This is a genomic window from Rhizobium sp. C104, assembly GCF_022354505.1.
GTDB classification, from domain to species: Bacteria; Pseudomonadota; Alphaproteobacteria; order Rhizobiales; family Rhizobiaceae; genus Rhizobium; species Rhizobium redzepovicii.
On record NZ_CP092348.1, the window covers coordinates 3,330,464 to 3,345,274 of the forward strand.

Genomic DNA, 14,811 nt, shown 5'->3' on the forward strand with positions numbered 1-14,811 from the left:
GATGACGCGAACAACTGCTATCGACCGACGCGGTTTCGTCAAGGCCGCCGGACTCGGCTTCCTTGCGAGTTTGGCGCCGAAGTCGCTGATGGCCCTGGAGCGGGCCGATGCAGTTTATGCCTCGGGCATTCGCGCTGCCGACGGCTCCTTTGCCGTTGCCACCGTGACGGAGCGCGGCGAGATCGTCGACCAGGTCAAGCTTCCCGCCCGGGCCCACGGCATGGCGTTCAGCGCCGTCTCCGGCAGGACCGTCGCTTTCGCCCGCCGGCCCGGCACCTATGCCATGATCTTCGACCCCTGGCACAGGAGCGAGCCGATCGTCATCAGCGCCAGGGTAGACCGGCATTTCTATGGCCACGGCGCCTTTTCTCCCGACGGTCGTTTTCTCTACGCCAGCGAAAACGACTTCGACGGCAATCGCGGTATGATCGGCATCTACGACGCCGGCAACCGCTTCACCCGCATCGGCGAATACGAGACCTATGGCATCGGTCCGCACGATATGACGGTTTCCGATGACGGAGGCCTTCTGATCGTCGCCAATGGCGGCATCGAGACGCATCCGGATTTCGGCCGCACCAAACTCAATCTCGGGGAGATGCAGCCGTCGCTGGCGCTGATCGATGCGGCGACCGGGGCGCTTGTCGAAAAACATGTGCTGCCGGCGCAATGGGCGGAGCTTTCCACCCGCCACGTCGATCTCGACGACAAGGGCCGCATCTGGTTTGCCTGCCAATACGAAGGTCACCGCAAGGATTTACCGCCGCTCGTCGGCCATTTCGCCAAGGGCGAAGAGCTTTCCTTCATCGACCTGCCGGAGCAGACGACGCGCAGGCTGGCTAATTACGTTGGTGCGATTGCCGTCAACCGCAGCGAGGGCATCGTCGGCATCACCTCGCCGAAGGGCGGCGCCTCGGTGACCCTCGACGCAAGGACGGGCAAGGTCCTGGCCGAGACGATCATTCCGGACGCGGCCGGCATCGCCCCGGCCAAAAGCGGCTTTGCCGTCTCCTCCTACGACGGCGATTTCCTGTCGACCCGCAGCGACGTCGCATGGGACCAGCATATCGTGCGGATTTAGCCGCCGCGCGAATAGGCTTTCTGCTCGGCACTGACGCTTGAGGCGGCGGCCCTGGCCGCCTCATGCAGCCATTCGTTTCCCCGCGTCTTGATATCCTGGAGAATCCTCGCTGTCGCAGCCGCATCGTTGGAATGGCAATTGGCGATCTCGAAACCCATCAATTCGAGCATCGTCGGCGAAAGCAGGATTTCGGAGTGGCGGTCGATTTCGATCTTACAGCTGTTCGGCGAGAGCCGGCGCACGAGGATGCGGCCGGAAATCTGGTAATGCGGATCGACGCACCGCGCCCGCCCATTGGCGATCTCTCCCACATGGATCGCCATGTCCTGTGGTCTGTGGCGAAGCGACCAGGCGGACGGCATCAGCGCCTTGGCCTCACGCAGCACCGGCCCGCCCTGCCATTCCGCATAGGCGACGAAACGCGGCCGGCCGAGGCTGCCGGTGCCGCCGCTGCGCGGCTTCGCCACGAAAGGTCCCGAACCGGGCGGCAGTCCAGCTGCGAGCGCCTTGGCATAAGCGGATGGCGGCGGCTCGCGTCCGGGAAGCAGCATTTCATATTTCTCCCAAAACTCCCGGCGTTCGGAATTCGGCAGCATCAGCGCCTTGCGCAGCCACTTGTGATCCCGCTCGAGAATGACGGGCAGTGGATTTTCAAGGCCCCTGCGATAGCCGCTGAGGATCAACTCGCCGATCATCCGAACCGAGGGACCATCCTCGCCGCGCGCCAGGATGGCGCTTGCCGCAAGGCGAACGAGATCCAGCGCATAGGGCATCACAGCCGCATCGTCGAAATCATTGACGCCCCAGACGAGCCGGCCTTCGCCATCGCGCCAAGTGCCGAAATTCTCCAGATGCGTATCGCCGATCGCCAGCACTTCGGGCGCGCGGCCAAGCTCCGGGCAGATATCGAGGATGGTCTCGCACCAACGCCAATAGGTGGCCCGCAGGAAGACGAAGCCGCCGCTGCGCATCTTCTCGTGCTTCTCAAGAAGATCCTCCTTGACGAGATCGCCGCCGAGTTCGCCCGCCAGCCAGGTCTCGAAATTGCGGACCGATTGCGATATCGTCGTCATGCGCCGGCGCTCCGTTCTTTCGAGACATGACGCGGAGAATACGCGCTGAGCGCGAAGCTGCAATCGTCTTCGCACCGGCTTGCATCACCCGCTTGCATGGCGACGGAAAGACGAAAGGTTGCCCCGGCGACACGGCCGCAGCTTTCCATCGGCGCTGAGACCGATTTCAGCAATGTGCAGCTTGTCGAATCCGGCCCGCCATGCCACTTTCCCGGCTGCAAGAGGGGCAGACATGAGCGAGACTGACAGGGGCGATTTCCGCGCGCGAATCCGCCGCAATTTTGCGCGGCAGGCAGCGATGGAGACGATCGGCGCGGAGCTGACGCGCGTCGAGCACGGCGTCGTTGAGATCGAGCTTCCCTTCGACGTCAAACTGACACAGCAGCACGGCATCCTGCACGCAGGTATCATTTCTGCAGCGCTCGATTCAGCCTGCGGCTTTGCCGCCTACAGCGTCATCGACCCCGAAGCCTCGATCCTGACGATCGAATTCAAGGTCAATCTCATGTCGCCGGGGCGTGGCGATCGTTTCCTGTTCCGCGGGGAAATTACCAAACCCGGCTCCACCATCATCGTCGCCGACGGGCGAGGCTACGCGATCAGCGACGGGCCGGCGAAACTCATCGCCTCCATGACCGGAACGATGATGGTGATCCGCGGTAGAGAAGGGATTACGGGATGAAATTCGAGTTGAAGTCGGTCGCGGGAAAATCCATGCTGTTCGTCATGGCGGCGGAGGCCGAATACGGCCCCTTCCTGCGGTCGCGGATCGAACCCTTGATGACCGGCGTCGGCCCGGTCGAGGCGGCGGTCGCGCTGACCAAGACGCTGGCGCGGCTGGATGCCGCCGACGACCTGCCGGATCTCGTGGTTTCGCTGGGCTCGGCCGGCTCCGCCAAACTGGAGCAGACGGAAATCTATCAGGTAACCTCGGTTTCCTACCGCGACATGGACGCTTCGCCGCTCGGCTTCGAAAAGGGCCGCACGCCCTTTCTCGACCTGCCGGCAACGCTTGAGCTGCCGCTGCGCATTCCGGGCATTGCCGAAGCAAGCCTTTCGACAGGCGGCAATGTCATCTCGGGCACCGCCTATAGCGCCATCGACGCCGACATGGTCGACATGGAGACCTATGCGGTGCTGCGCGCCTGCCAGGGCTACAAGCTGCCGCTGATCGGCCTTCGCGGCATTTCCGACGGCGCGGTCGAGCTGCAGCACATCTCGGGCTGGACGGAATATCTGCACATCGTCGACCGCAAGCTCTCCTACGGCGTCGACAGCCTGTTCACGGCGCTGGAGGACGGGGTTTTCTGGTTCTGACCGCTCGAAAGCGCCGCGCGTCAGCTGCGCGGGGGACAATCGGAACAATAAAAATCCGACGCCGCCGATTTCCCGGATTGCAAGGCGAAGCGCTTTTCATTAAAGCCTCGCCATGACCCAGACAGCACATCCCGACTCCGTTCTCATCGTCGATTTCGGCAGCCAGGTGACCCAGCTCATCGCACGACGCGTGCGCGAGGCCGGCGTCTATTGCGAGATCGTTCCGTTCCAATCGGCCGAAGAGGGCTTCAAGCGCCTCCAGCCGAAAGCCGTGATCCTGTCCGGCAGCCCGGCCTCCACGGTCGACGAGGGGTCGCCGCGAGCGCCGCAGATCATCTTCGACAGCGGCCTGCCGGTCTTCGGCATCTGCTATGGCCAGCAGACGATGTGCATGCAGCTCGGCGGCAAGGTCGAGAGCGGCCATCACCGCGAATTCGGCCGCGCCTTCCTCGACGTCGACAAGGACTGCCAGCTGTTCGAGGGCCTCTGGTCCTCCGGCTCGCGCCATCAGGTGTGGATGAGCCATGGCGATCGCGTCACGGCGCTGCCTGACGGTTTCGAGGTGGTTGCTACCTCCTCCAACGCCCCCTACGCCTTCATCGCCGACGAGAAGCGCAAATATTACGGCGTGCAGTTCCACCCCGAGGTCGTGCACACACCCGACGGCGCAAAGCTGATCGGCAACTTCATTCATAACATTGCCGGCATCAAGGGCGACTGGTCGATGTCGGCCTATCGCCAGAAGGCGGTCGACGAGATCCGCAAGCAGGTGGGCGACAAGCGCGTCATCTGCGCGCTTTCGGGCGGCGTCGACAGTTCGGTCGCCGCACTCCTGATCCACGAGGCGGTCGGCGATCAGTTGACCTGCATCCTCGTCGACCACGGCCTGATGCGCAAGGACGAGGCGGCCAATGTCGTCGCCATGTTCCGCGAGCATTACAATCTGCATCTCTTGCATGTCGACGCTTCCGACCGCTTCATCGGCGAGCTCGAAGGCGTCAGCGACCCGGAAACCAAGCGCAAGATCATCGGCAGGCTGTTCATCGAAACTTTCGAGGAAGAGGCGAAGAAGCTCGGCGGCGCCGATTTCCTCGGCCAGGGTACACTCTATCCTGATGTGATCGAGAGCGTTTCCTTCACCGGCGGCCCGTCGGTGACGATCAAGTCGCACCACAATGTCGGCGGCCTGCCGGAGCGCATGAAGATGCAGCTCGTCGAGCCGCTTCGCGAACTCTTCAAGGACGAGGTGCGCGCGCTCGGCCGCGAGCTCGGCCTGCCCGACAGCTTTATCGGCCGCCACCCCTTCCCCGGCCCAGGCCTTGCCATCCGCTGCCCCGGCGGCATCAGCCGCGAGAAGCTGGAAATCCTGCGCGAAGCCGATGCGATCTATCTCGACGAAATCCGCAAGGCCGGCCTCTACGACGCCATCTGGCAGGCCTTCGCCGTGCTGCTCCCCGTCCAGACCGTCGGCGTGATGGGCGACGGACGCACCTATGAATTCGTCTGCGCACTGCGCGCTGTCACCTCCGTCGACGGCATGACCGCGGATTTCTACCACTACGACATGGAATTCCTCGGCCGCGCCGCCACGCGCATCATCAACGAGGTGCGTGGCATCAACCGCGTGGTCTATGACGTCACCTCGAAGCCGCCCGGCACGATCGAGTGGGAATGATTTTGGCCTATCCGAACGCCGCCGATAGCGCGCCAAAACCCTTAATAACGTACTGAAAAAGCAATAAATCATCTGGCATCTATCGCCGTTTATCGCGGGGCAAGCCTCGGAATAGACGGTCGATGGCCGGCCGCCGCGCAACAAGCGTGAACTGGTGACTCTGCTCCACAAGGCGACAGGCCTGAACGACCGTCAGAGAAGACCCTTGCCCTTGAGATCAACGGCGAAGGTGGCGAGCGGCATGACAAGCGTAAGCGGCTGGCTCTCCAGCGGCTGGGCCCCATAGCTGACATGCCATTGGGCCGCGCGCTCGCCCTTTGCGTCGATAATCAGCAGAACGCCGCCTGCTTCGGACGCGATCCGCAGGCAGCGAAGCGCCGCGGCAGCGAGTAGCTGTCCACCTAAACTAGGCTCGGATCGCAACCGATATCTCTGTAGCGGGCCATCTGCCCCGGCGGCTCCCGGCGATCAGTGGTCGGAGCGAGAGCGCTCCTCGCGCCATCGCTCCCAGCGGCGACGCAAGTCGCCTTTCCTTAGGCCGTTGCTCGCCTCCAGCACTTCGATCTTTAGCATGCGATCGGTTCGGAAATGACGGAAGTCCTGCCGTAATTCGCACCACGCGACAATCAGGCACGTTGCTTCACTGTAGCCGAGGATGACCGGCCACACGATCCGCTCGGTCTCCTCCCCAGTATCGGATCGATACCGCAGACGAAGCTTCCGATCTTCACGGATCGCATGGCGCAGTTCGTTCGTATCGACCGTGTGTGTCGGGGTGATCGTGCCAGGCTTTGCTCCAACGCTTGGCTCGGCGATGTATGGACGTAGCCTTTCGGGGATAACGGCTGCGATCTTGCTCACTACGTCCCGTGCCGCTGCGGATAACGCCTTATCGCCGCGTCCTGCGACCCATTGTGCACCCAGCACGATCGCCTCGATCTCGTCGGGCGTCAGCATCAGAGGCGGCATGTCATAGGTAGGGTCGAGCAAATAACCGAAGCCGGCCTCTCCGACGATAGGGACCCCTTGGCCGATCAGGTCGGCGATATCGCGGTACACCGAGCGCCTGGACACTTCGATCTCTTCGGCGATTGCCGCGGCAGTCACCGGCCGGTTCGTACGGCGCAGGATCTGAATGATCTGAAACAGACGATCGGCTTTTCGCATAACTCCTGACTCCTGTTGCCATAATGCTGGCAACAGGCCTGTGGGACAAGGCCTGAGCGACGTGGCGCGCGTTTGCGGCCTTCTGGAAGGAAAAGTCATGAAATTTGCCTCAACCCGGCTGATTGCCGGCAATATCAAGGCTGTGGTCGGCTTCTACGAAATGGTCACCGGACAATCGGCCGAGTGGTTGGCGCCGGTTTTCGCCGAGATCGTCACCCCTTCGGCGGCGCTCGCCATTGGCAGCATGGAAACCGTACCGCTGTTCAAAGAAGGTAGCGCCGAGGCCGGCGCCAACCGAACGGCGATCATCGAGTTCATGGTGGATGACGTCGACGCAGAATATGCACGGCTGAAGGATAGGGTCGAAGTTGTTCATGAGCCTAAACTGATGCCGTGGGGCAATCGGTCGGTGCAGTTCCGCGATCCGGAAGGCACGCTTGTCGCGTTGTTCATGCCGTTCACGGATTCGGCAAAGCAGCGCTTTGCGTCGCGATAGGCGCGGCCCTGACACTTAATATGATCGGGTAATGTCGGATCTTCCCGGTCCGGTTCGTCCTTGGGCCAAAGCCCAACGAGGAGAACGCCATGAGAGACCTGATCCTGAAAATGTCCATATCGGTCGATGGTTTCGTCAGTGATCTGGATGGCCGGAACACATGGATGTTCGGCGCCGATCAGGAGGCGAAGGATTGGAGCGTGGAATATATAGGGAAAGCCGGCCTGCACATCATGGGCAGCCGCAGCTTCCTTGCCATGGCCCCCTTCTGGCCGACGTCCACCCTGGCCTTCGCGCCACCGATGAACCAGATCCCCAAGGCCGTCTTCTCACGACAGGGGCCGGCGATCCTCGGCAAGGTGGCGGCGACGCTCGATGACATCGGCGCCAAGGCGGGAACCGGACAATCTCCAGGGCTGCAGCCCGGCGCGGAAAGCTGGGCGGAGGCACATGTGGCAGGCGGAAACCTCGCGGAAGAAATCGCGACGCTGAAAGCCGAGGAGGGCAAACCGATCATCGCCCATGGCGGCGTGAGCTTTGGCCGCAGCCTGATCGCCGAGGGACTGGTCGATCAGTTCGCCCTGCTTGAGATCCCCGTGGCGCTCGGCAAAGGCCTGCCGTTATTCTCCGAGCTCACCGCGCCGAAGCCTCTCAAGCTGATGAGCTCGAAGGCTTTTCCAGGCGGCGCGGTGGCGCAGATCTATCGGCCAGCCTGAACTGGTCGCCGGAGGTCAGCCGGCTTCAGCGGCCGTAGGTCACCTCGATGGAGGCCTTGGCGAGCGTATTTGCCCTGACATAGAAACCAACCATGGCCCCGGGCGCGGTCTCGGGAAGCGGCAGCTTGTCGACCGAGAGCGCGTAGATGGTGAACTGGTAGTGGTGCGGCGCATCGCCGGCCGGCGGGCATGCGCCGCCATATCCTGACGTAGCGAAGTCGGTGTGGCCTTCCACGGCACCCGTTGGAAGTTTTTTCTCACCGCTGGCGCCAGTGGCGATTTTCGAGACATTTGCGGGAATGTTGAAGACAGACCAGTGCCACCAGCCCGAGCCGGTCGGAGCATCCGGATCGTAAGCCATGACCGCAAAGCTCTTGGTTCCCTCGGGTGCAGCCGACCAAACGAGTTCCGGCGAGATGTTGCTGCCCGCGCAACCAAAGCTGTTGAAGACCTGCGCATCAGCCATGGACTTGCCTGAAGTCAGATCTTTCGAGGTGAGTTTCATTTCGGCCTGGGCGGCCGTGGCGCCAAAGACGGACGCGGCGAGAAGGACTGCTGTTATGAGACGCATGCTGTTTTCCTGCGGTTGATGACGCCGGAAAACTACCGTCAGCGAGTCAGTGCATCTGCCCCGCTATGCTCAACTTCTGCCCCGATCCGTTCAAAATGCTCGGAACCACTGCGCACGTGGCGCGGACTGACGCCGAACCGCTCTTTGAAACGCGCCGAAAATTGAGAGGGTGAATCGTAGCCGACCTCAAGCGCGACCTGCGCCATCGGCAGCGTCGTCGTATGAATGAGCCCCAGCGCCCGGTTCATTCTCGTATCGCTCAGGATCTCGCTGAAGCCGGTATTCTCCGCGGCCAGCCTGCGCCTCAGTGTCGCTTCGCTCATGTTGAACGAACGCGCCGCATGCGCCAATGTCCAATCAAAGGCCGGATCGCTTTCGATCTTCTGCCGCAGCCGATCCTCAAGCCGAGGACTCTGGCCTTCACCCAGCACCGCACCGCAGAGCGCAAACCAGGTGACGAGTTCCATCAGCCTGGCCCTGGCAATGGCGCCAGGAAGCCTCGCCAGGTTGCCGGGCTGACAGCAATAGTCAAACAATACGGCGGCTTCTTCCGGGAAGCTCGAGGTGCTTGCCGGAAGCGGCCGCGAGGGAACGGCGATTGGCCCCATCCTCGCATAGGCATCCTCGAACAACTGTCTCGGAACGGGAAGTGCTACGGTCTGATAGTTTCGCGGCGCCTTCGGAATGTTCTCCATCGTCAATGGCTGATAGTCGGGCAGCAAGCCGTATGCGCCGGCCTCAAGGCGCAAAGGCCTGTCATCCGCCATGATGATCTTAGTTCCCGATTGCACTTGGAACAAAATGGGGCTCGTATTGACGAGACGATAAAAACAGGCTCGCCCACCCTGCCGGATCAAGGCCCTGGTCGGAACGGGAAAGACTTCGTCCAGCATAGCTTCTCCGGCAAAAGGGCGCGCGCCTCGCCCGGATCGTGATCCTTGGGTATCGCGGCCCACCTGTCTATCTTATGTTCGTCTTCCAAACGGGACCAAACCGATGGCCCGCGCTGAAAACCTCATTACCACCGTATCGACCAAAGGACAGGTCATACTTCCCAAAACCGTGTGCCAACGGCGGGAATGGAAGGCGGGAACTCGTCTCATTGTCGAGAAAAACCCGGACGGTGTGCTGCAAAGGCAAGCGCCCGCCTTCGCGCTGACGCAGGCAGACGACGTGTTCAGCACGCTTCCCTTCAATGGCGAGCCGAAAACCCTGGAAGAGATGGAAGCCGGCATCCTGGCGGAAGCCCGACGTTCCCATGATCGCGATTGATACGATCTCATCGCCCGATACCTGACAGACGATCACAGCCTTGATCGCGCCGTGCTCGGCGGGCTTTCATGCAAGCGGTTCCAGGCGCGGCGTAGCTGCCGCGCCGAGCCGAAGCCGGCGCGCATTGCGACCGCCTCCATGTCCAGCCGCGAACCGGCGAGCATCTCGCGGGCGAGCGCCACGCGCATACGATTGACGAAATCCGTGACGCTCATGCCTGTCTGTTCGTTGAACAGCCGCGAGAGGTTGCGGGGCTGGCGCCGCTGAGGCGTGCAAGTGCTGCGACCGACCAGTCCTGAGCCGGATCGGCCACCACTGCGTCCTGCACACGATGAATGACCGGATGGATATGGTTTCGGCCTTCAAGCCAGGGTGAAAGCTGCGGGTCCGAGCCGCCGCGCCTGAGATAGACGACGAGATATCGCGCCACCGCGACAGCGCATGCGTGGCCCGCCGCTTCGGCGACGATATGCAACATGAGGTCGATGCCGGCGGTGATGCCGGCGCTCGTCAGGCGCTCTCCGTCCTCGACATAAAGCCGATTCTCCCGGACACGCGCCGTGGGCGCGAGCCTGATCAGGTCTTCCATGCAGCCGTGATGAGTGGTGCAGTCGCAATCGTCGAGCATTCCCGCCTCGGCGGCGAGCAATGCGCCCGAACAGATCGAGGCCAGGCGAATTCCCGGACGAATGGCACGTCTCAGCCATTCGACGATGGCAGCCTCATCGGCGCATTCCCGTTCGCTATGCTCGAGGCCGTTTTCCATCGGGGCGTCGGCGCTGCCGGCAATGACGACAAGCGCGCCATCCGGCAATCGCTCCGGCAGCGGAGCAACGCCGGTAACGGCAAGAGCTATCGAGCTGCCGACCGTCGACGACGGACCGATATAGGTGACGGTAAAGCGCACCCTGTTCTGTTCGAGGTTGGCCTTACGCAGCACCTCGATCGGGCCGGCCACGTCGAGCAGCAGAACGCGCGGCGGGACGACGACGAAAACCGGGATATCGAGGGGCTGCGCAGGGTCGGTCATGCGGCGAGCAGCTCCCCACGGCCTGTCAGTGCCTGTTCGACGGTCGCGATCCGCGCGAAGCGACCGGAGAGAACAAGTTCGGTTCGGTCCCGGATTTCCCTGGCGCTCCAGCTGCGTCCGATACCGTCGGTCATCGGGAATGTCAGGGTCGCTTCGCCGACATAATCGACCTGATAGCCGAGATCCGAGGCGTGACGCGTCGTGGTCTCGCAGCATTGTTCGGTGCGGATGCCGGAGACGAGGAGACGGCGGACGCCATTCTCGGTCAGCCACACGTCGAGCCCCGAACCGACGAGAGCGCTATGGCGGCTCTTCCTGAAGGTCGCCTTCGGGGCGATCCGGAGTGGGGCAAGCGTTCTGACGAGCCCGGAGCTTTCGGAGAACGGCCCGTTTCCATCGACATGAAAGATCTGAATGACTGTCATGCCGCGGGCTTCCGCGCCGTCGATCAAAGCCTGCTGGCGATCGATATAGGCGGAGGCGAGGTCTTCATCCCAATAATCACGGTGCCTGAAGGATTCCTGGGCGTCGATGACGAGAAGAACGGTATCATGATCGGACATTTTTTGCTCGTTCGAGATTGATCATGACGCCATACTCCGCGATTTGAAAGCGGAGCGAAATGCACGCCGCGGACAAAGAGCGGACAATTCACGCCAATAGCTGCTTTCAGCGGCAGGCGACTAACGCCTGGCGGACGTCCTGATATGATCGACCAAGGCCCGTAGCTTCAGCGGCTGCCGCTGGCGCCTGGGATAATAGAGATAAAAGCCCGGAAACGGTGGACAGAAATCTTCGAGCAGCGGTACGAGTTCGCCGCGTTCGACATAGGGCTGAAAGGTTTCCACCATGCCGAAGGTGATCCCGGCGCCGGCGCAGGCCATGCGGATCATCATGCCCATGTCGTTGGTCGTAACGGCGGGATCGACGGAGACCTCGAAATCGCGGCCATTTTCGGTGAATTCCCAGCGATAGGGCGCCGTATCGGGACGCGGCCGCCAGCCGATGCAGCAATGACCCTGCAGCTCGCCGGGATGGCGCGGACGGCCGCGGCTGTCGAGGTAGGCGGGGGATGCCACGGCATATTGCCTCTGCCGCTCGGAGACCGAGATTGCAATCATATCCTGCTCGATCACCTCGCCGAGCCGGACGCCCGCATCGAAGCCGGCCTCGACGATATCGAATTCGTCATCGGTGATGGTGATATCGAGTTTGATCTCAGGGCAGGCCTCGATGAAGCCGGCCAGCAAGGTGCCAGACAGAAAACTCTCGGCGATCGACGAGACGGTGAGCCTGAGCAGGCCGCTCGGGCGCGCCTGCATTTCCCGCAGCGTCTGCATCGCATCCCTGACCTGCCGCACAGACGGGCGAACCGCCTCGAAGAACACTTCGCCGGCCTCGGTCAGGCTGACGCTGCGCGTCGTGCGTTGGACGAGCGCAACGCCGAGGCGATCCTCCAGGCGCTGCAAAGCCTGGCTGACGGCGGAGCGGGTGACGCCAAGCCGCTCGCCGGCGAGGCGGAAGTTGCGCGCCTCCGCCACCGCAAGAAAGACCGAAATGCCTTCGAGATCATCGACCATTGGTTAGTATTTCTAACCATGGCATCCCGAATTGGCAACTTAATCACGTCGACCAAGGAGACTATCTTCCTCTCGAGGCCAAGCAAGGCAGTGTTCATGGACAGGCCTCTTTCGAAGAGAAGACCGATGCGAAACATTTCAGCCAGACCTGTTCTGCTTCTTTCCGCCGCAACCACCTTGGCCGGCACGGCGATCGGTTGGGCAGCCGCGGATGGTCTCAACGCCGGGCAATCCGTGCGTCAACAAACAAGCGAGGACATGATGCAACAACATCCCTATGTCGGCATGTGGGTCACGGATGATGGCCGTGTGCGCCACGAACTTCTGGCTGATGGGCGCTACGACGAGGCCCGCGGCAGCCGGGAAAGCGCCTATCGAGGCCGCTACGAAGTCACCGGAAGCCACATCGAATACTGGGACGACACCGGCTTCACCGCCGACGGCGATTTTGCCGACGGCAACACACTCCATCATGGCGGCATGGTGTTTCGCCGCAAATAATACATCACTCGGGATAAGGCCGTTTCCGGCCGGAAAGGACGACAATCATGTCTTCCATCACACCCATCTGGTTCATAACGGGCGCCTCGTCCGGCCTCGGCCGGGCGCTTGCCGAAACGGTTCTAGCCCGGGGCTGGCGCGCCGCCGTTACCGCACGCAGACCCGAAGCCTTGAAAGATCTCACGGCAGCACACGGCGACCGCGCCCTTGCTCTCGCGCTCGATGTGACGGATGCCCGCTCCGTCGCCCGCGCGGTCCAGGACGCCGAAGCGCATTTCGGCGCGATCGGCGTGCTCGTCAACAATGCCGGTTACGGCTACCTCTCGGCGATCGAAGAGGGCGAAGAAACCGAAATACGCGCCCAGTTCGAGACCAATGTCTTCGGCTTGATCGCCGTTACCAAACACGTCCTGCCGGGCATGCGCTCGCGCCGTCGGGGGCATATCTTCAACGTCTCTTCGCTCGGCGGACTCGTCGCCTTCGCCGCGACCGGCTACTACCATGCCACTAAGTTCGCGGTCGAAGCCCTGTCGGAGTCGCTTTTCCATGAGGTCAAACCGCTCGGCATCGATGTGACGATCCTCGAGCCCGGCGCCTTCCGCACGGATTGGGCCGGTCGGTCGATGGTCGAATCCAGGACTGTTATCGACGACTATGCCGAGACATCGGGCAAACGGCGCCAGGCCACCCGTTCGGTCTCCGGCAAGCAGCCAGGCGATCCGGCGCGCGCCGCAGCCGCGATCATATCGGCATTCGAGGCGGACGAGCCGCCACTGCGGCTGTTGCTCGGCGCGCCTGCCCTGAAGATCGCCCGCGAACGGCTCGATGCGCTGCGGGTAAATTTCGACGCCTGGGCAGAGACGACGCTCAGCGCCGATTTCCCCAGCTGATCGCCCAGAAAACACTCATCGAAAAATGGAGCTTGAAATGTCGAAGATCGAAGGAAAAGTCGTTGCCATCACTGGAGCCAGCAGCGGCATCGGAGAGGCTGCGGCAAGAGTGCTGGCTGCCGCAGGCGCCCATATCGTGATCGGCGCGCGCCGCACCGAGCGGTTGCAGGCGCTTGCCGGCGAAATCGAAGCCAAGGGGGGAATGGTGCGCCTGCGAAAACTTGATGTCACCGACCGTTCCGAGGTCGAGGCCTTTGCCGGTTTTGCCAGATCGGAATTCGGCCGGCTTGACGTCTTCGTCAACAATGCCGGGGTCATGCCGCTCTCGCCGTTCGACGCTCTCAAAGTCGAGGAATGGGACCGGATGGTCGACGTCAACATCAAGGGCGTTCTCTACGGCATCGCCGCAGCCCTGCCGATCATGAAGGCGCAGGGATCAGGGCAGATCGTCAACCTGTCTTCGATCGGCGGCCACAGTGTCTCGCCGACGGCCGCCGTCTATTGCGCGACGAAATTCGCAGTCCGTGCGATCTCGGACGGGCTGCGGCAGGAGACCGATCGCATCCGCGTCACCGTCATTTCTCCCGGCACGACGACCTCGGAACTGGCCGAGACGATCACCGATCCGACCGCGCGGGACGCCATGAAGGCGTTCAGAGCGGTCACGATCAGCCCGGAGGCCGTCGCCAATTCGATCCTCTACGCCATCAGCCAGCCCGATGACGTCGATGTCAGCGAGATCATCATCCGACCGACGGCGAGCCCGTATTGAGCAGCCGGCATTTCGACTAGAGGCCCAGCGACTGCTGGGCCGGCGGCGGCGGGGCAAGGCTGACGCCTTCGAGTTCCAGCATACGGGCCTTCGATGACGAACCGCCGGGAGCGGAGAAGCCGCCGATCTTGCCGCCGGCGGCCAGCACCCGGTGGCAGGGAATGATCAGCGCGACCGGGTTCTTTGCCATCGCCTGGCCGACGTCGCGGGCGGCTTCCGGCCTGGCGCCGAGCTCTTTCGCCAGCGCGCCGTAGGTGGTCGTACGACCCCAACCAACACGCCTTGCCGCTGCATAAATATCCCTGAAGAAGGCATCCTGGCCGGCCAGATCGAGTTCGACGCCTGAGAAATCCGTTTCCTCGCCCTGGAAATAGCGCTTCACCGCCGCGACCGTTTCGAGCACATTGGGCGTCGGCGCGCCGGGTTCGGCATCCGGCAGGCGGCGGCGCAGCAGGCGTTCTGTCGCTTCCGCTGACTTCGTCGGCAACTGGAAGCGGGCGATGCCGGCGTCGCGCCAGGCGATGCCGCAGAAACCGCCGGCGGTTTCGAAGATCAGATAGTGGTATGTCGTCTGGGCCATAACACAGCCTCCACGTTTTTCGATCAACACCAAAATCGTACGGGACGGCCGCTGTTTCAACCCGATTCTTGCGCCTCATGTTCTTTTTCT

Annotated in this window: 17 protein-coding genes and 2 pseudogenes; 10 read left to right on the forward strand and 9 right to left on the reverse strand. The window is 62.5% G+C overall.

All coding sequences use genetic code 11. The features are described 5' to 3' along the window. The first annotated feature begins 1 nt into the window (after position 1). Complete coding sequence (locus MF410_RS17660; protein ID WP_097624583.1) at positions 2-1,081, forward strand: DUF1513 domain-containing protein; 1,080 nt, start codon at positions 2-4, stop codon at positions 1,079-1,081. On the opposite strand, the gene MF410_RS17665 is transcribed toward MF410_RS17660, so the two are convergent. After that, positions 1,078-2,154 (reverse strand): DUF2252 family protein, encoded by a 1,077-nt coding sequence (locus tag MF410_RS17665; RefSeq protein WP_097624582.1) that lies wholly within the window; start codon positions 2,152-2,154, stop codon positions 1,078-1,080. The two genes, MF410_RS17660 and MF410_RS17665, sit on opposite strands and share 4 nt — an antisense overlap. 232 nt (positions 2,155-2,386) lie before the next feature. Between MF410_RS17665 and MF410_RS17670 the strand changes: the two genes are divergently transcribed. The 3 genes from MF410_RS17670 (at position 2,387) to guaA (ending at position 5,146) form a co-directional block, all read left to right on the forward strand. Next, on the forward strand, positions 2,387-2,836 hold the full coding sequence (locus MF410_RS17670; protein WP_003544704.1) for a PaaI family thioesterase: 450 nt from the start codon (positions 2,387-2,389) through the stop codon (positions 2,834-2,836). After that, the gene (locus MF410_RS17675; RefSeq protein ID WP_097624581.1) at positions 2,833-3,471 is read left to right on the forward strand and encodes a 5'-methylthioadenosine/S-adenosylhomocysteine nucleosidase; all 639 of its coding nucleotides are present in this window, start codon (positions 2,833-2,835) and stop codon (positions 3,469-3,471) included. The genes MF410_RS17670 and MF410_RS17675 overlap by 4 nt, the downstream gene beginning before the upstream one ends. 112 nt (positions 3,472-3,583) lie before the next feature. Continuing rightward, positions 3,584-5,146: a glutamine-hydrolyzing GMP synthase gene (gene guaA, locus MF410_RS17680; RefSeq protein WP_038686329.1), complete on the forward strand. Its 1,563-nt coding sequence runs from the start codon at positions 3,584-3,586 to the stop codon at positions 5,144-5,146. A gap of 192 nt (positions 5,147-5,338) precedes the next feature. On the opposite strand, the pseudogene MF410_RS17685 reads toward guaA, so the two are convergent. Then, positions 5,339-5,551: pseudogene (locus tag MF410_RS17685) on the reverse strand (GNAT family N-acetyltransferase); the annotation flags it as partial. 63 nt (positions 5,552-5,614) lie between these two features. Then, a complete protein-coding gene (locus MF410_RS17690) occupies positions 5,615-6,313 on the reverse strand; it encodes a YafY family protein (RefSeq protein WP_097624580.1) in 699 nt (232 codons plus the stop codon). A gap of 97 nt (positions 6,314-6,410) precedes the next feature. On the opposite strand from MF410_RS17690, the gene MF410_RS17695 reads away from it, so the two are divergent. Together MF410_RS17695 and MF410_RS17700 are read left to right on the forward strand one after the other, a co-directional pair. Next, positions 6,411-6,809 (forward strand): VOC family protein, encoded by a 399-nt coding sequence (locus MF410_RS17695; protein ID WP_097624579.1) that lies wholly within the window; start codon positions 6,411-6,413, stop codon positions 6,807-6,809. A gap of 89 nt (positions 6,810-6,898) precedes the next feature. Beyond that, the gene (locus tag MF410_RS17700; protein ID WP_131710690.1) at positions 6,899-7,525 is read left to right on the forward strand and encodes a dihydrofolate reductase family protein; all 627 of its coding nucleotides are present in this window, start codon (positions 6,899-6,901) and stop codon (positions 7,523-7,525) included. A gap of 25 nt (positions 7,526-7,550) precedes the next feature. On the opposite strand, the gene MF410_RS17705 is transcribed toward MF410_RS17700, so the two are convergent. Both MF410_RS17705 and MF410_RS17710 read right to left on the reverse strand, forming a co-directional pair. Further along, entirely contained in the window at positions 7,551-8,096 is a 546-nt protein-coding gene (locus tag MF410_RS17705; RefSeq protein ID WP_097624577.1) for a YbhB/YbcL family Raf kinase inhibitor-like protein, read from the reverse strand. 38 nt (positions 8,097-8,134) lie between these two features. Next, positions 8,135-8,989 (reverse strand): helix-turn-helix transcriptional regulator, encoded by an 855-nt coding sequence (locus MF410_RS17710; protein ID WP_097624576.1) that lies wholly within the window; start codon positions 8,987-8,989, stop codon positions 8,135-8,137. A 103-nt stretch (positions 8,990-9,092) separates the two neighbouring features. Between MF410_RS17710 and MF410_RS17715 the strand changes: the two genes are divergently transcribed. Continuing rightward, complete coding sequence (locus tag MF410_RS17715) at positions 9,093-9,368, forward strand: AbrB/MazE/SpoVT family DNA-binding domain-containing protein (protein ID WP_097624575.1); 276 nt, start codon at positions 9,093-9,095, stop codon at positions 9,366-9,368. 32 nt (positions 9,369-9,400) lie between these two features. On the opposite strand, the pseudogene MF410_RS17720 reads toward MF410_RS17715, so the two are convergent. The 3 genes and pseudogenes from MF410_RS17720 to MF410_RS17730 form a co-directional block, all read right to left on the reverse strand. After that, positions 9,401-10,398, reverse strand: a pseudogene (locus tag MF410_RS17720) (helix-turn-helix domain-containing protein). Then, positions 10,395-10,961 (reverse strand): isochorismatase family protein, encoded by a 567-nt coding sequence (locus MF410_RS17725; RefSeq protein ID WP_097624573.1) that lies wholly within the window; start codon positions 10,959-10,961, stop codon positions 10,395-10,397. Before MF410_RS17725 ends, MF410_RS17720 begins: the two are co-directional and overlap by 4 nt. A gap of 120 nt (positions 10,962-11,081) precedes the next feature. Then, positions 11,082-11,978: a LysR family transcriptional regulator gene (locus tag MF410_RS17730; RefSeq protein ID WP_097624572.1), complete on the reverse strand. Its 897-nt coding sequence runs from the start codon at positions 11,976-11,978 to the stop codon at positions 11,082-11,084. A gap of 126 nt (positions 11,979-12,104) precedes the next feature. Here MF410_RS17730 and MF410_RS17735 point away from each other — a divergent pair, with 126 nt between their 5' ends. From MF410_RS17735 to MF410_RS17745, 3 genes are read left to right on the forward strand one after another with little or no spacing between them, the layout of a single operon-like run. Beyond that, positions 12,105-12,479 carry an Atu4866 domain-containing protein gene (locus MF410_RS17735; RefSeq protein WP_097624571.1) on the forward strand — a complete coding sequence of 125 codons (375 nt, stop codon included), beginning with the start codon at positions 12,105-12,107 and terminating at the stop codon, positions 12,477-12,479. Positions 12,480-12,526: 47 nt separating this feature from the next. After that, positions 12,527-13,369 (forward strand): oxidoreductase, encoded by an 843-nt coding sequence (locus MF410_RS17740; RefSeq protein WP_097624570.1) that lies wholly within the window; start codon positions 12,527-12,529, stop codon positions 13,367-13,369. Positions 13,370-13,406: 37 nt separating this feature from the next. Then, positions 13,407-14,141 (forward strand): SDR family oxidoreductase, encoded by a 735-nt coding sequence (locus tag MF410_RS17745; protein ID WP_097624841.1) that lies wholly within the window; start codon positions 13,407-13,409, stop codon positions 14,139-14,141. A 16-nt stretch (positions 14,142-14,157) separates the two neighbouring features. On the opposite strand, the gene MF410_RS17750 is transcribed toward MF410_RS17745, so the two are convergent. Beyond that, positions 14,158-14,721 carry a methylated-DNA--[protein]-cysteine S-methyltransferase gene (locus MF410_RS17750; protein ID WP_097624569.1) on the reverse strand — a complete coding sequence of 188 codons (564 nt, stop codon included), beginning with the start codon at positions 14,719-14,721 and terminating at the stop codon, positions 14,158-14,160. Positions 14,722-14,811: the final 90 nt, after the last annotated feature.

Bases quoted from the DNA above. Each gene is read 5' to 3' on its own strand.
- MF410_RS17660 (WP_097624583.1), top strand. From the start codon at position 2: ATGACGCGAACAACTGCTATCGACCGACGCGGTTTCGTCAAGGCCGCC.
- MF410_RS17665 (WP_097624582.1), bottom strand. From the start codon at position 2,154: ATGACGACGATATCGCAATCGGTCCGCAATTTCGAGACCTGGCTGGCG.
- MF410_RS17670 (WP_003544704.1), top strand. From the start codon at position 2,387: ATGAGCGAGACTGACAGGGGCGATTTCCGCGCGCGAATCCGCCGCAAT.
- MF410_RS17675 (WP_097624581.1), top strand. From the start codon at position 2,833: ATGAAATTCGAGTTGAAGTCGGTCGCGGGAAAATCCATGCTGTTCGTC.
- guaA (WP_038686329.1), top strand. From the start codon at position 3,584: ATGACCCAGACAGCACATCCCGACTCCGTTCTCATCGTCGATTTCGGC.
- MF410_RS17690 (WP_097624580.1), bottom strand. From the start codon at position 6,313: ATGCGAAAAGCCGATCGTCTGTTTCAGATCATTCAGATCCTGCGCCGT.
- MF410_RS17695 (WP_097624579.1), top strand. From the start codon at position 6,411: ATGAAATTTGCCTCAACCCGGCTGATTGCCGGCAATATCAAGGCTGTG.
- MF410_RS17700 (WP_131710690.1), top strand. From the start codon at position 6,899: ATGAGAGACCTGATCCTGAAAATGTCCATATCGGTCGATGGTTTCGTC.
- MF410_RS17705 (WP_097624577.1), bottom strand. From the start codon at position 8,096: ATGCGTCTCATAACAGCAGTCCTTCTCGCCGCGTCCGTCTTTGGCGCC.
- MF410_RS17710 (WP_097624576.1), bottom strand. From the start codon at position 8,989: ATGCTGGACGAAGTCTTTCCCGTTCCGACCAGGGCCTTGATCCGGCAG.
- MF410_RS17715 (WP_097624575.1), top strand. From the start codon at position 9,093: ATGGCCCGCGCTGAAAACCTCATTACCACCGTATCGACCAAAGGACAG.
- MF410_RS17725 (WP_097624573.1), bottom strand. From the start codon at position 10,961: ATGTCCGATCATGATACCGTTCTTCTCGTCATCGACGCCCAGGAATCC.
- MF410_RS17730 (WP_097624572.1), bottom strand. From the start codon at position 11,978: ATGGTCGATGATCTCGAAGGCATTTCGGTCTTTCTTGCGGTGGCGGAG.
- MF410_RS17735 (WP_097624571.1), top strand. From the start codon at position 12,105: ATGCGAAACATTTCAGCCAGACCTGTTCTGCTTCTTTCCGCCGCAACC.
- MF410_RS17740 (WP_097624570.1), top strand. From the start codon at position 12,527: ATGTCTTCCATCACACCCATCTGGTTCATAACGGGCGCCTCGTCCGGC.
- MF410_RS17745 (WP_097624841.1), top strand. From the start codon at position 13,407: ATGTCGAAGATCGAAGGAAAAGTCGTTGCCATCACTGGAGCCAGCAGC.
- MF410_RS17750 (WP_097624569.1), bottom strand. From the start codon at position 14,721: ATGGCCCAGACGACATACCACTATCTGATCTTCGAAACCGCCGGCGGT.